Origin of the sequence: Sphingobium tyrosinilyticum (assembly GCF_042654265.1) — a bacterium.
Taxonomy (GTDB): Bacteria; Pseudomonadota; Alphaproteobacteria; order Sphingomonadales; family Sphingomonadaceae; genus Sphingobium; species Sphingobium tyrosinilyticum.
Map to the genome: position 1 here is coordinate 108,217 of NZ_JBHSFZ010000030.1, position 13,401 is coordinate 121,617.

At 64.2% G+C, this 13,401-nt stretch carries 14 protein-coding genes; 6 read left to right on the top strand and 8 right to left on the bottom strand.

Annotated features, from left to right (window positions below):
- Positions 1-21: 21 nt before the first annotated feature.
- Together ACFO3E_RS13830 and ubiA are read right to left on the bottom strand one after the other, a co-directional pair.
- Positions 22-1,470, bottom strand: coding sequence for a phospholipase D-like domain-containing protein (locus ACFO3E_RS13830; RefSeq protein ID WP_066526058.1), 1,449 nt, complete (start codon positions 1,468-1,470; stop codon positions 22-24).
- Entirely contained in the window at positions 1,467-2,369 is a 903-nt protein-coding gene (ubiA, locus tag ACFO3E_RS13835; RefSeq protein WP_066526051.1) for a 4-hydroxybenzoate octaprenyltransferase, read from the bottom strand. Before ubiA ends, ACFO3E_RS13830 begins: the two co-directional genes overlap by 4 nt.
- A gap of 104 nt (positions 2,370-2,473) precedes the next feature.
- Between ubiA and ACFO3E_RS13840 the strand changes: the two genes are divergently transcribed.
- Positions 2,474-3,220, top strand: coding sequence for a 16S rRNA (uracil(1498)-N(3))-methyltransferase (locus tag ACFO3E_RS13840; RefSeq protein WP_066528954.1), 747 nt, complete (start codon positions 2,474-2,476; stop codon positions 3,218-3,220).
- Between the two features lie 97 nt (positions 3,221-3,317).
- Complete coding sequence (locus ACFO3E_RS13845; protein ID WP_066526049.1) at positions 3,318-4,691, top strand: glutamate--cysteine ligase; 1,374 nt, start codon at positions 3,318-3,320, stop codon at positions 4,689-4,691.
- A gap of 3 nt (positions 4,692-4,694) precedes the next feature.
- Here the strand turns inward: ACFO3E_RS13845 and ACFO3E_RS13850 are convergent, their stop codons facing one another.
- The 3 genes from ACFO3E_RS13850 to ACFO3E_RS13860 are packed head-to-tail and all read right to left on the bottom strand — an operon-like array spanning position 4,695 to position 7,288.
- Positions 4,695-5,993 (bottom strand): methyltransferase family protein, encoded by a 1,299-nt coding sequence (locus ACFO3E_RS13850; protein ID WP_066526044.1) that lies wholly within the window; start codon positions 5,991-5,993, stop codon positions 4,695-4,697.
- A 44-nt stretch (positions 5,994-6,037) separates the two neighbouring features.
- Positions 6,038-6,676: a DUF1345 domain-containing protein gene (locus ACFO3E_RS13855; protein ID WP_066526042.1), complete on the bottom strand. Its 639-nt coding sequence runs from the start codon at positions 6,674-6,676 to the stop codon at positions 6,038-6,040.
- 42 nt (positions 6,677-6,718) lie between these two features.
- Entirely contained in the window at positions 6,719-7,288 is a 570-nt protein-coding gene (locus ACFO3E_RS13860; protein WP_066526041.1) for a peptidase S14, read from the bottom strand.
- Positions 7,289-7,429: 141 nt separating this feature from the next.
- Between ACFO3E_RS13860 and ruvA the strand changes: the two genes are divergently transcribed.
- The 3 genes from ruvA to ACFO3E_RS13875 all read left to right on the top strand — a co-directional run bounded on the left by ruvA (position 7,430) and on the right by ACFO3E_RS13875 (position 10,966).
- Positions 7,430-8,038 carry a Holliday junction branch migration protein RuvA gene (gene ruvA / locus ACFO3E_RS13865; protein ID WP_066526038.1) on the top strand — a complete coding sequence of 203 codons (609 nt, stop codon included), beginning with the start codon at positions 7,430-7,432 and terminating at the stop codon, positions 8,036-8,038.
- A 39-nt stretch (positions 8,039-8,077) separates the two neighbouring features.
- Entirely contained in the window at positions 8,078-9,097 is a 1,020-nt protein-coding gene (ruvB, locus tag ACFO3E_RS13870; RefSeq protein WP_066526035.1) for a Holliday junction branch migration DNA helicase RuvB, read from the top strand.
- Positions 9,098-9,223: 126 nt separating this feature from the next.
- A complete protein-coding gene (locus ACFO3E_RS13875) occupies positions 9,224-10,966 on the top strand; it encodes an AMP-dependent synthetase/ligase (protein WP_066528951.1) in 1,743 nt (580 codons plus the stop codon).
- Positions 10,967-10,969: 3 nt separating this feature from the next.
- Here the strand turns inward: ACFO3E_RS13875 and ACFO3E_RS13880 are convergent, their stop codons facing one another.
- Genes ACFO3E_RS13880 through ACFO3E_RS13890 form a run of 3 tightly spaced genes read right to left on the bottom strand, consistent with a single transcriptional unit; the run spans position 10,970 to position 12,589 of the window.
- The gene (locus tag ACFO3E_RS13880) at positions 10,970-11,371 is read right to left on the bottom strand and encodes a hypothetical protein (RefSeq protein ID WP_066526033.1); all 402 of its coding nucleotides are present in this window, start codon (positions 11,369-11,371) and stop codon (positions 10,970-10,972) included.
- A gap of 55 nt (positions 11,372-11,426) precedes the next feature.
- The gene (gloB, locus tag ACFO3E_RS13885; protein WP_066526031.1) at positions 11,427-12,149 is read right to left on the bottom strand and encodes a hydroxyacylglutathione hydrolase; all 723 of its coding nucleotides are present in this window, start codon (positions 12,147-12,149) and stop codon (positions 11,427-11,429) included.
- Between the two features lie 5 nt (positions 12,150-12,154).
- Complete coding sequence (locus tag ACFO3E_RS13890; RefSeq protein WP_066526029.1) at positions 12,155-12,589, bottom strand: VOC family protein; 435 nt, start codon at positions 12,587-12,589, stop codon at positions 12,155-12,157.
- Positions 12,590-12,691: 102 nt separating this feature from the next.
- On the opposite strand from ACFO3E_RS13890, the gene ACFO3E_RS13895 reads away from it, so the two are divergent.
- Positions 12,692-13,396, top strand: coding sequence for an SIMPL domain-containing protein (locus ACFO3E_RS13895; protein WP_066528946.1), 705 nt, complete (start codon positions 12,692-12,694; stop codon positions 13,394-13,396).
- Positions 13,397-13,401 lie beyond the last annotated feature (5 nt).

Below are 13,401 nucleotides of genomic sequence, written 5' to 3' on the forward strand. Positions count from 1 at the left end.
ACGCGGAAATCGGAGGTGGGGTTAGCGCACTGCCTTCATCCGACGGAACAGGCCCTTAGCGGTCATCGGTTCCAGCATTTCGGCGGGGCCTTCCGGGTCCAGCACTTCATTGTCCGCCAGCCATGCCTGCACATCGTTGAGGTTGGGCGTAACATAGGGGCGCAGGGTGCGGCCGGGCTTGTCGCGCAGTTCCTCTATGCCGGCGATAAGGCCGCGTTCGGCGATGACGGCGGCCACGCGTTCGAGCGGCAGGTCGAGATGTTCGGCGATGAGGTCGTCACGAATCTTGCGGATCTGGTCTTCATGGCCGCTGTTTGCGGGCAGGCTGGTGTCGATCGTGACATCGCATTCGGTGTCGAGCCGCATCGAACGATTGTTCATGTTGGAAGAACCGACGCGGATCGCGCGGTCATCGACAATCAATATCTTGGCGTGGACATAAATGGGTTCGCCGCGGACGGTGAAGGGGTGATAGACGCGCAGCTTGCCATAAGTGTCGCGCGCCCGAAGGGCTTCGACCAGGCGGGCCCGGGCGGTGTCCATCGCCTGCTGTTCGAGCCAGCCATCGGCCTGTTCGGGGTTGATGATGACGATGTCCGGGCCGTCGGGACCGCCCAGCCGCGCCGCAATGGCCTCGGCTATGCGGCGGGAGGCGAAATATTGGCTTTCGGCGTAGATGCAGCGCTTCGCTGAGGCGATCTGGTTGATGTAGAGCCGTTCGATCTCGATAAGCGGGTTCTGATCGTCCATGTCGGGCGCGGAGCGGGAGATGGCGATATCGACTTGTTCGAACTCCACCGGCAGCGCGTCCGGCCAGCAATCATGTTCGCCCAGGATCGGTTCCAAATCGCCGCCGCCCGCCCCCTTCCAACGGGCACGGGCATGGTGGCCGAGCGCCATCGCCACATCCCCCTGCAGCGCGGTCGTGGCGTCATGCCAAGGACCATAGGGCGAGCCGTCCGGATGATAGCGGCCGGGATCGCCATCGCGATGATGACGCGTATCCCATCGGTCGCTCGTCATGTCGATACCGCCGCAAAAAGCGAAGCAATCGTCGATTACCACGATCTTCTGATGGTGCGAGGCGGCGGGCGGGTGGTGGCTGTCGAGCTTCACATGGATGCGCTTATGCGCCATCCATTTGACCGTCGTGAACAGGTTAGACGGCTGCACCATCGACTTCATGGCGCCGATGTCCCAGCGCAGCAGGAAGATTTCGAGCTCCGGCTTCTGCTCCACCAGCCAGCTGATGAAATCGCCGATGATGACAGGGGCGCCGTCCTTTGCCTCATCCTCCCGGATCAGACTGATGGCGGCGTCGAAATCCCAGCCGATCAACATGATGCGCTGTTTCGCCTTGAGCATCGCGGCGCGGGCGTGGCGGAAATAGCAGTCGGCATCGATGATGACGCTGGCCTTGGCGGCGCGGGCAATGCGCCAGCAATCTTCGCCCTCTTGCGGACCGCTCATGCGCTGCCCACCACAAGGCAGCCGAGGAACATCAGCAGCCCGGCGAAGCGGTTGGAGCGGAACTTCGTGAGCGGATCGATGCCATCCTCCTTGAGTGTCGCGACTTGCCAGAAGAGGTGGGCCGCCATGGGCAACAGCGCGGCGAGCGCCAGCAGTTGGGGACGGACCTGCCAGATCGCCGCGGCCCAGAGCGACAGGGCAATCAGGTAACAGATTGTGACGCCCGCGCGGACATGCCGACCCATCGACAAGGCGCTCGAGCCGATACCGATCAATGCATCATCCTCCCGATCCTGCAGTGCATAGATGGTATCATAACCGACGACCCAGAAGATGGTGCCGCCGTATAGCAGCAGGCCAGGCGCTGTGAGCGCGCCCATGACTTCGCTCCAGCCGACCAGTGCGGCCCACGAAAATACCAAGCCAAGCCAGACCTGCGGCCAGCCGGTGATCCGCTTCATGAAGGGGTATGCTGCGACAAGGGCGAGGCTGCCGAGCGACACGAGCTGCGCATAGGGGCGAAGCTGGAGCAGGACGATGAGCCCGACGAGGCACAGCATGATCAGCCAGGCCCAGGCAGTCCTTACCGACATCGCGCCACTGGCGAGCGGGCGGGCGGCGGTGCGCGCGACTTTCCGGTCGAGATCGCGATCGACAATGTCGTTGAAGACGCAGCCCGCGCCGCGCATCGCGATGCTGCCGAGGAGGAGCCAGAGGACGAGCGGCCATCGATCCCCTGCTCCTCCCGCCAATACGACCGCCCAGGCGCCGGGCCAGAACAGAAGCCACCAGCCGATCGGGCGGTCGAAACGGGCGAGCAGCGCGAGGGCGCGGGGCGTTCCGGGCAAGCGGGATAGCAGGCCGCGCGCCTGGCTGTCCGGGACTATGGTGTCGCTCAAGATACATCTCCGTTCGCCCTGAGCTTGTCGAAGGGCTCCCTTTGCTCTTTAGGGGAGAGAGAGGCTTCGACAGGCTCAGCCCGAACGGATGGATGGATTCTTCGATGACCGCAACCCCCGCATGGCCACCGCAGAGCGCGCCCCGCCTGCATGTTGAGACGCAGCTGGACGAAGGCGTCGCCGTGCCGGTGGATGGCAACCCCGCCCATTATCTGATCAGCGTCATGCGGGTGAAGCCGGACGATATCGTGCTGCTGTTCGACGGGCGGTCCGGCGAATGGGCGGCGCGGGTAAGGGACGTGCGCAAACGCGACCTGGTGCTGGAATGTGTGAGCCAGACGAAGCCGCTGGAGGATGTGCCTGATTTCTGGCTGTGCTGCGCCCCGGTCAAGAAGGCGCGGATCGATCTGATCGCGGAAAAGGCATGCGAGTTGGGGGTGGCGAAGCTGCAGCCGGTGCTGACCCGGCGGGCGGTGGTGGACAAGCTCAACCTCGACCGGCTGCACGCCCATCTGGTCGAGGCGGCGGAGCAATGCGGGCGCACCGCGCTGCCGGAGCTTGGCGGGATGGTGAAGCTGGACGCGCTGCTGCGGGAGTGGCCGGAGGAGCGCTGGCTATTCTTTGCCGATGAGACGGGCGGCGAACCGCTGGTCGAGACGTTGCGGGCGCATCAAGGGCCTGCGGCATTCCTGATCGGCCCGGAGGGCGGCTTTGATCCGGCGGAACGGGAAGCGATCCGGGCTGTGGCGAAGGCGGTGCCGGTTTCGCTGGGGCCGCGCATATTGCGGGCAGAGACAGCGGCGATCGCCGCGACCTCTGCCTGGATGACGCTGAATGGCGACTGGCAATAGTTTCAAACCGAAATGGGATTGCAGCGCCCTGCGGTGCAACCTATTTGTGCCCCGCGCGCTCTGATTGACGCGCCGGGGGGACAGGCTAAGGCGGGGCATGAGTACCAGAACCGATTCAGGTGGAATTGATCCCGTCATCGAGACCCGCGAGCAGTTGATCGCGGCCTTCTCGAAGGGCGCCAAGCCCAAGGAACGCTGGCGCATCGGCACCGAGCATGAGAAGTTCGTCTATGCGAAGGCGGATCATCATGCGCCCTCCTATGACGAGCAGGGCGGCATCCACACGCTGCTGATCGGCCTGACCCGCTATGGCTGGAGCCCGGTGTTCGAGGGTGAGAATATCATCGCCCTGTCCGGCAGGGATGGCACCGTCAGCCTGGAGCCCGCGGGGCAGCTGGAACTGTCAGGCGCGCCGCTGGAGACTCTTCACCAGACCTGCATGGAGACCGAGCGGCATCTGGAACAGGTCAAATATGTCGGCGACATGCTGGGGCTGGGCTTTTTGAGCCTGGGCATGTGGCCCGACAAGCGGCGTGACGAGCTGCCGATCATGCCCAAGGGCCGTTACGACATCATGCTGCGCCACATGCCGCGCGTGGGGTCGATGGGCCTGGACATGATGCTGCGCACCTGCACCATCCAGACCAACCTCGACTATGGTAGCGAGGCGGACATGGTGCAGAAGTTCCGCGTATCGCTGGCGCTGCAACCGCTGGCGACCGCGCTGTTCGCCAATTCGCCCTTCACCGAGGGCAAGCCCAACGGCATGCTGTCTTATCGCAGCCATATCTGGTCGGACACCGATCCGCATCGCACCGGCATGCTGCCTTTCGTGTTCGAGGATGGCTTCGGTTATGAGCGTTATGCGGACTATGCGCTCGATGTGCCGATGTATTTCGTTTACAGAAACGGCCGCTACATCGACGCTGCGGGCTTGAGTTTCCGGGACTTTCTGGATGGCAATCTATCGGTCCTGCCGGGCGAGAAGCCGACCGAGAAGGATTGGGAGGACCATCTGTCCACCGCCTTCCCCGAGGTGCGGCTGAAGAGTTTCCTGGAGATGCGCGGGGCTGACGGGGGTCCGGCGGACCGGATCACGGCGCTCCCGGCTTTCTGGGTCGGGCTGCTTTATGATCAGGGTGCGCTGGATGCGGCGTGGGACCTGGTGAAGGACTGGACCATGGACGAGCGGCAGACGCTGCGCGATGCTGCTCCCAAGCTTGCGCTGGACGCGCCGGTGCCGGGCGGGCGGAAGCTGCGCGATATTGCCGGGGAAGTGCTGGATATCAGCCGCAGCGGGCTGAAGGCGCGGGCACAGCTGAATGGCGCTGGCGACAATGAGACCGGCTATCTGGCGCCGCTGGACGAGATCGCCGCAACGGGGCGCACCCATGCCGAGCTTCTGCTCGACCGCTATCATGGCGAATGGAAAGGCGACCTTTCGCGGGTCTATGCCGAGGAAAGCTATTAGCCTTTATTCGGCGGGCACAACCGCCGCAGTGGCGCGGCCACGGCCTGTGACCCAAGCGAAGAAGCGCGGCACGGGGCCGTTGCGCTCCATCCATTGGCTATAGGCGCGATATTTTGGATCGGTGGACAGGTGAGCCTCCTCCGTCTTTGCGCGCCAATAATAGACGGCGTTGGTTACCGCCAGCATGGCGCAGTTGCGCACCATGTCGGTGAGGCTGCCCGAAACGGTAAGGAAAGGCAGCGCTGAGAACCACCAGAAGAGATTTTTGGAAAGGTAAGCCGGGTGGCGGGTCCAGCGATAGGGGCCGTGCGTCAATATGCCGCGATGGGTGAGGTTGGAAAAGCGAATGCCGAACACCACCGTAGCCCAGGCATAAAGGGCCGTCAGCAGCACCAGCCAGCCGCCGAGCAGCCATTGCAACGCGCTATGACCTTGTGTCCAAACATCCCATTCGGCGCCGCCCGCATGATAGTCGAGCGGGCCGCCGCCTCCCATCAGCACGAAGGGCGGGTAGCAGATCAGCGCCGCGAGCCAGCCGGCCAGTGACGGATTGGCCGAGCGGATGTGCGAATCGAGCGGTTTCATCGTCAGCAGATAGCCAACCGTCGCCATGCAGACGTCGATCATGAACATGACGGCGATGAGGAAGGCGGCGAGGTTGACCGGATTGGCGAGGGCATGATCCAGCCGCCAATCGACGACGCTGGCGAAATTGCCCGGCACGATCGAGAGCATGAAGGCGAGGAAGAAGCCCTTTACCGCCCAGGCGCGGGCATGATTGGCGACCTGACTCATATCGGGCTTGCCCGCCGCGCCGCCGATCACCCATTGGCCGAAGGCATAGGTGGCGTCCTTTGGCTCCGTCAGTCGCCGGTCGAGCCAGGCTACATAAGGTAGCGAGAAGGCGAGCAGCCAGGGCGCTGCACCCATGAACAGGTCCATGGAATAGCGATAATTGCCGCTCCAATACCAGCGGGCGAGGCAGTAGAAGATCGCGATGGCGAGCCATGTCGCCCAAAGACCGGCGATCTTGACCAAGCTGATGTCGAGAATGGCGCGCCAGCTGCGCGGCGGTGCCTGCCAGTCTATGTTGGTGGAGGCGTTGCGGTGAACCTTGTCCACCAGCAGCGACCACAGCACCATCGGCAGGCCGCAGGCGATCACCGCCGTAAAGCCTGCATTGGGTCCGTTCATGCCGAAATGCCGGGCGACGAGCGCCCATAGGCCAAGCCCCGCCAAGCCGGCGAGGCCGACGCCATGGCTGACGGCGGAGCGGGGGCAGGGATCGGCCGAAGCGGTCATGCGGCGCTTATGCCGGGAAATGGTAAGCAAGCGGTGAACCCTGCTCATGCGCCGCCCAGCACGTTGATGGTGAAGGCCAATATGCCGAGGTTGAACAGGAAGGCGGCGAGGCATTGCGCCGTGACCACCCGGCGCATGGGGCTGGCGGTGATGGACACATCCGAAGTCTGGAAGGTCATGCCCAAGGTGAAGGCGAAATAGAGGAAGTCACTATAATCCGGTTCTTCCGTGCCGGGAAATTCCAGCCCCCGCCGATCCTTGCCAGCGCCATCGGCCAGGTAGAAGATATGGGCGTAATGCATGGCATAGACGAAATTGGAAAACAGCCAGGCGAGGGCCAATGTGGCGAGCAGCAGGGCGATGATCGCCGAGTCCGGCCCGCCGTGCTGGCCGACCGCCGCGCCTACCGCCACAAGCACCACCAGCGAGACGATGCCGGTCAGGAGCAGCATCAGGCGGCGATTGGCGTCGTTCACCTGCGCGGTCCGGCGCATGTCGTCGGGATCGGCATGGACGAGCGGAAGGGCTGCGATCAGGAAGGCCAGCGCCGCGCAATCGAACCCGGCCATGACGGCTTCGTGCCAGGGCATCAGCCAGGCCAGCGGCAAGGCGGATAGGAGCAGCACCAGGAACATGCCGTACCGCCAGGGAAAGACCGGCGATCGGGAAGAGCTGCGCTGCATATCGCGCAACAAGCCGCAAAAGCAGCGCGAAGGCAAGCGGCGTCAGAGTATCGCGGCGACCAGGCCGAGATCGGCAGCCTCATTCGCTTCCAGATACCAGTTTTCCGGCGCGCGCTGCAGCACCTCTTCCAGCGAGATGGTGGAGCCGAGGACCAGGTTGGAAAAGCCTTCATTCTGGATCGCAATCGACGATTCAATCTCGTTGAGTGCAGCCTTCAACGGCGCGATGCAGGTGGAGAGCGGGCCCTGCAGGTGAATGTCGCGAGTGATGATCCGTTCATGGATCATGACGCGCGTGCCGCGGGTCAGATAGCGGTTCTCCCGCGCGAAAAAGCCCATGAAGGTCACGCCTGCCGAATAGACGGCGGTCTTGCCGAGGAATACGAGGCGCTGCGCTGGCCTGATTTCCGAATGAAAGCGGACATCCTCCCCCATCATCCGCGCAATTTCCGGGTCGCCGCCCAAGGTGGAGATTTCGATGACGACCAGCCCGTCCCCCGGCGCGCTCGCCAGGCCGTCCTTGAAGTGCAGATACATGGATTGATCGACCGGGCCGGACAGGCGGATGGCCGGGCAGGCGAAGTCCTGGGGAGAAAGCAGCGGCGCTGGCATGGGCGTGGCAAGTCCTTTGTCTTCAACGGATCGCGCTGCATTACGCCCGGCGCGGCAAATGGTGCCGAGGTGTGAACGCTTTTGACTGGCGCGCGGCCCAAGACGCTGTAAAGAACAGATCATGACCAAAGGGTGCGGGGCATGATCGCTAAGCTCAAGGGGCGGCTGGACAGCACGGGGCTGGACCACGCCATCATCGATGTGGGGGGCGTGGGCTATCTGGTCGGCGCGTCGTCACGGACCTTGGCGGCGCTGGGGCCGGTGGGCGAAGCGGTCACGGTGCATACTGAAATGCTGGTGTCGGACGATTCGATCCGGCTGGTCGGCTTTGCGCGCGGGGAGGAGCGAGACTGGTTCCGGCTGCTGACCGGGGTGCAGGGCGTGGGATCGCGCGTGGCGCTGGCGATCTTGTCGGCGCTGGAGCCAGCGGAGCTGCATCGAGCGGTCGCGACCGGCGACAAGGCGATGGTCGCGCGAGCCAATGGCGTGGGCCCCAAACTGGCGCTGCGGATCGTCAACGAACTAAAGGACAAGATCGGCGCGGCGCCGGGAGCAGGCGCGGTGCTGGGCGGAGGCATCGGCCTGGTCGCCGCTCAAGGATTTGGCGCAGACGCAATTTCTGCGCTCCAGAATCTCGGATTCAAACCGGCCGAGGCAAGCAGTGCCGTGGCGTTGGCGGAAGAGGAACTGGGCGAAGGCGCCACACTGGATGCGCTGGTGCGGCTTGCGCTGCGGAAGGCCGCGAAGTGAGGGGGGTCGGCATAGAGGCAGCCACGGGGGCAGGCGCGCATGAGTGAGGATCGGCTGGTCGCCTCCACCCGCCGTGTGGAGGATGTGGATGCGGCGCTGCGCCCGAAATCGCTGACGGAATTTATCGGCCAGCAAGCGGCGCGCGAGAATTTGCGCGTGTTTATCGAGGCGGCGAGGCAGCGCGGCGACGCGCTGGACCATGTGCTGTTCTTCGGCCCGCCTGGCCTTGGCAAGACGACGCTGGCGCAGATTGTCGCCAAGGAAATGGGCGTTGGGTTCCGCGCCACATCGGGCCCGGTGATCGCCAAGTCGGGCGATCTCGCGGCGCTGCTCACTAATCTGGACGAGGGCGATGTGCTGTTCGTGGACGAGATCCACAGGCTCAATCCGGCGGTCGAGGAAGTGCTCTATCCAGCGATGGAGGACCGTGCGCTGGACCTGATGATCGGCGAGGGGCCTTCGGCGCGATCGGTGCGGATCGACCTGCCGCGCTTCACGCTGGTGGGCGCGACGACGCGGCAAGGATTGCTGACGACGCCGCTGCGTGACCGCTTCGGCATTCCAGTGCGGTTGCAATTCTATACGGTCGAGGAACTGGAACTGGTGGTGCGGCGCGCGGCGCGGCTGCTGGACCTGGGCATTACATCGGACGGCGCGATCGAGATCGCGCGGCGGTCGCGGGGAACGCCCCGCATTGCCGGGCGGTTGCTGCGACGGGTACGCGACTTCGCCAATGTTGCAGGCGTTGAGGCCGTGGACGCCAAAGCGGCGGATGCGGCGCTGAGCCGGTTGGAGGTGGATCAGCTGGGCCTCGACCTGATGGACCGGCGCTACCTGATGATGATCGCCGATATTTATCGCGGCGGGCCGGTTGGGGTGGAAACGCTGGCGGCTGGCCTGTCCGAACCGCGCGACACGATCGAGGAAGTGATCGAACCCTATTTGATCCAGCTTGGCCTGATCGCCCGCACCGCGCGCGGGCGCTGCCTCAACGGGCCGGGATGGAAGCATCTGGGGCTTAATCCCCCCACCGGGCTGCAGGACGGGCTATTCGATTGAAAATGCGTGACCGTTACGGCTCGGCGCGGCTATAGCGGCGACGGAGCGGATGCGCGCAGGTGACGCGCTGATATTCAGGAGTTGCGCGGCTTGCGGGCGATCGAACGATATCCCAATCTGGTAACGATGTTCTTCGCCCGCGCGAGGGAGATGGGCGACCTGCCATTTCTGTGGCGCAAGGCGGCTGGCGGCTGGCGATCGCTGAGCTGGACCGAGGTGGCGCAGCAGGTCGCGAGCCTTGCCGCAGCGCTCAAGGCGCAAGGTCTGAAGCCGGGCGATCCGGTGATGCTGGTGAGCGAGAACCGGCCTGAATTCTGTATCGCGGACCTTGCCATCATGGCGGCGGGATGCGTCACCGTTCCCACTTACACTACCAACACGACGCGCGATCATCAGCATATCTTGACCGACAGTGGCGCGCGGGCGGTGATCGTATCGACGGCCAAGCTGGCCCAGGCGCTGATGCCCGCCGTGCTGCGGTCGCAGGCGAGCTTCGTCGTGGGCATGGAGCCGTTGAGAGGGGCACAGGGCCATGTGTCCTGCCATGTGTGGACTGACCTGATAGCCTCCCACATCGCCGATCCGGACGCCTGCGCGGCCGAGCAGACGGCGGGACGCGAGGACCTGGCCTGCATCATTTATACCAGCGGCACGGGCGGCGCGCCGCGCGGGGTGATGCAGCATCATGGCGCGATCCTGTGCAATATCGAGGGCGCGGGACGCCTGGTATCGGAGGATTTCGGCTGGGATGACGAGGTTTTCCTGTCCTTCCTGCCGCTGTCCCACGCCTATGAACATAGCGGCGGGCAATTCCTGCCGATCATGCTGGCGGCGCAAATCTATTATGCCGAAGGGCTGGAAAAGCTCGCCAGCAATATCGAGGAAGCGCGACCGACGATCATGGTGGTGGTGCCGCGCCTATTTGAGGTGCTGCGCGCCCGCATCATCAAGTCGATCGAGAAGCAGGGGAAATTCCCCGTCTGGTTGCTGTCCCAGGCGCTGCGGATCGCGGCGAAGGAGCAAAGGGGCGGCAAGTCGGTCGCCGACCTGCCGATGAAGCTGCTGCTCGACCGGACATTGAGGCCCAAGATCGCGAAACGCTTCGGCGGGCGGATGAAGGCGCTGGTGTCGGGCGGCGCGCCGCTCAATCCCGATGTTGGGTTGTTCTTCGATGCGATGGGGCTGACCCTGCTGCAGGGCTATGGCCAGACCGAGGCGGGGCCGGTGGTCAGCTGCAACCGGCCGCGTACGGGCATCGCGATGGATACGGTCGGCCCACCGCTGAATGGCGTTGAGGTGAAGATCGCCGAGGATGGCGAGATATTGGTGCGCGGCGAACTGGTGATGCAGGGCTATTGGCGCAACGCGGCGGAGACTGAGAAGGCGCTGAAGGATGGCTGGCTGCATACCGGCGACATCGGCGAGATCGACGGCAAGGGGCGTATCCGCATCACCGATCGCAAGAAGGACCTGATCGTCAATGACAAGGGCGACAATGTGTCCCCGCAAAAGGTCGAGGGCATGTTGACGCTGCAGCCTGAGATTGGCCAGGCGATGGTTTATGGCGACCGGCGTCCGCATCTGGTCGGGCTGCTCGTGCCGGACCCCGAATGGACGCGCGAATGGGCGGCGACGCAGGGCCGTGGCGTTGAGGGGATCGAGGCGGACGCAGCCTATCAGGCGGCGCTGCGCGCGGCGGTCGATCGGGTCAATGACGACCTGTCGGTCACCGAAAGGGTACGGCGCATCATCCTGGCGGACGAGCCTTTCACCATCGAAAATGGCGAGATGACGCCGTCGATGAAGATCCGCCGCCATGTCATCCGGGCGCGCTATCAGGAACGGCTGGACGCGCTGTATAAGGGCTGACCGTCAGCGGCCCGGCGTACGGTAGGGGGTGAAAGACCCCAGCGCGCAGCCTCCGGTGATCGATCCTGTCACAAGATCCGCGCTCCGCGCCATGTCGCCGCGGCAATATTGCGTGCCGTAGGTCTTGACAATGAGCGTGTCGCCGCGCGCCAGTCCGGTGCAGGCGCCGATCAGGTCGTTGCGATAGATCAACCGTCCGCTGACCCTGTAGAGCAGCACACTGTCGCTGATCGCCGTCAGACTGGCGGCGGAGTTGCGATTGACGCAGCTGACCGGTTCACCCGCCACCTTGCCCTGAAGCGCCGTTTCGAGCCGAGCGGCCTGCCTTTCGGTTAGGCGCGAAGGCTCGTTCCCGCCCGCGCAGGCGGCCAATATCAGCGGCGCCAAATATATGCATTTCCGCATGGCACTTCTCCAGCTTTTCTCCTTTTAAGGAGACGGTGGAGTAACGCCGGAACCGTCAGGCCGTATCCTTGGCAGTGCGGCGCCGCGCGAGTTCCGCGACATCGCCAGCCCGCATGAAGATATTGGTAGCCCGCTCCTGTCCTATGGTGGTCGGCACGGTGGCTTCGCCCCGAGCGCGCGCGGCATCCACTTCCTTCATCCGGGCGGCCAGGGCCTGATTGTCAGGCTCAACCGTAAGGGCGAAGCGACCGTTACCCTGCGTATATTCGTGTGCGCAATAGACGGTCGTCTCGTCCGGGAGCGCTGCGAACCGCGCCATATTGGCGAACATCTGCTCCGCCGTCCCTTCGAACAGCCGGCCGCAGCCCATGGCGAAGAGCGTGTCGCCGACGAAGATGATCCGGTCGTCCGCAAGATGATAGGCGATGTGCCCCGCAGTGTGAGCCGGCACCTCCATGACGGTCGCCACATGACCGCCAATGCGGACCTGATCCTCCTCCCCCACCTGCCGGTCAAGCGTGCCGATCTTCCCCGCTTCCGCAGCGGGTCCGGTGATCCGGCAGCCCGTCGCTGCCTTGATCGCCGCGTTGCCGCCGACATGATCGCCATGCCAATGGGTGTTCCATATCTGACCGATCGTCCAGCCCCGCTCGGCTGCTGCGACCAGCACCGGGTCAGCGACGGCGGGATCGACGGCAACGGTCTCGCCGCTGGCGTCGTCATGCAGCAGCCAGACATAATTGTCGGAGAGGACGGGGACGCGAACGACCTGCAGCATGGCGCTCACCAATGACCGCTAGTTGGCATGGAGGCCCACGGCTCGGCGGGTTCGAGATAACCATCCTGCAGCAGCTCGATCGAAATATTGTCCGGCGTGCGGACAAAAGCCATGTGGCCGTCGCGCGGGGGGCGGTTGATCGTGACGCCTGCGTCCATCAGCCGCTGGCAGACGTCGTAGATATTATCGACCCGGTAGGCGAGATGTCCGAAATTGCGCCCTTCGCCATAGGTTTCGCCTGCGCTGCCATCTTCCGGGGGCCAATTATAGGTAAGTTCGACCTGCGCCTCCTCATCTCCCGGCGCGGCGAGGAAAACGAGCGTGTAGCGGCCCTGCTCACTGTCGAAGCGTTTTTGCTCCTGAAGGCCGAGCAGGTTGAAGAAGGCGACCGTGCGGTCGATGTCGGTTACACGGATCATCGTGTGCAGATATTTGGTCAAGGGTCGCTCCGTTCGTCGCCATAAAGCAACGGTTCATCTCGGGTAAGGCAGGAATGTTCCCAAGATAGGGCGGCGCGGGCTGGGATGAAAGAGGAGAGGCAGATGGGGCTGGAGTATCGCGACAAGGTGCTACTGGGCTGTGCCGGATTGCTGGCGCTTGGGCTCATGAGCGGCGGCTATTTGCTGGGCGACGGGCTGAAGCGGGCGAAGGCAGCGGATCGCTCCGTCACCGTTCGGGGATTGGCCGAACGCAATGTGACGGCCGACCTCGCGACCTGGTCGATCAGCTATGCAGCGACGGGCTTCGACCTGCCTGCGGTGCGGGCGGAGATCGACAATAATACCAAGGAGTTGAAAGCCTATTTCACGAGCCTCGGCTTCAAGCCCGAGGCGCTGACGCCGACCGGCGCAGGGGTCAATCAATACATCAACAATGGCGTGAACACGATCACCATCACGCAACGCATGTTGCTGCGCACGACCGACATCGCACGCGCACAGCGGGCCGTGGCGCAGCAGTTCGATCTGGTTCGGCGCGGCGTGACGCTGCAGGAAGGGTCGGGCATGCGGTATAGCTTCACCAAGCTCAATGACGTCAAACCGCCGATGGTTGCGGCCGCGACCAAGGACGCGCGAGCGGCGGCTGAACAGTTCGCACGCGACAGCGGGGCGAGTGTCGGCGGGATCAAGAGTGCTACGCAGGGCTATTTCTCGATCGACCCGCGCGACGGCGAGGCCGATGGGTCGAGCGACACGCCCTACAAAAAGGTGCGGGTGGTCACGACGGTCGATTTCTACCTGAACTGACCGCC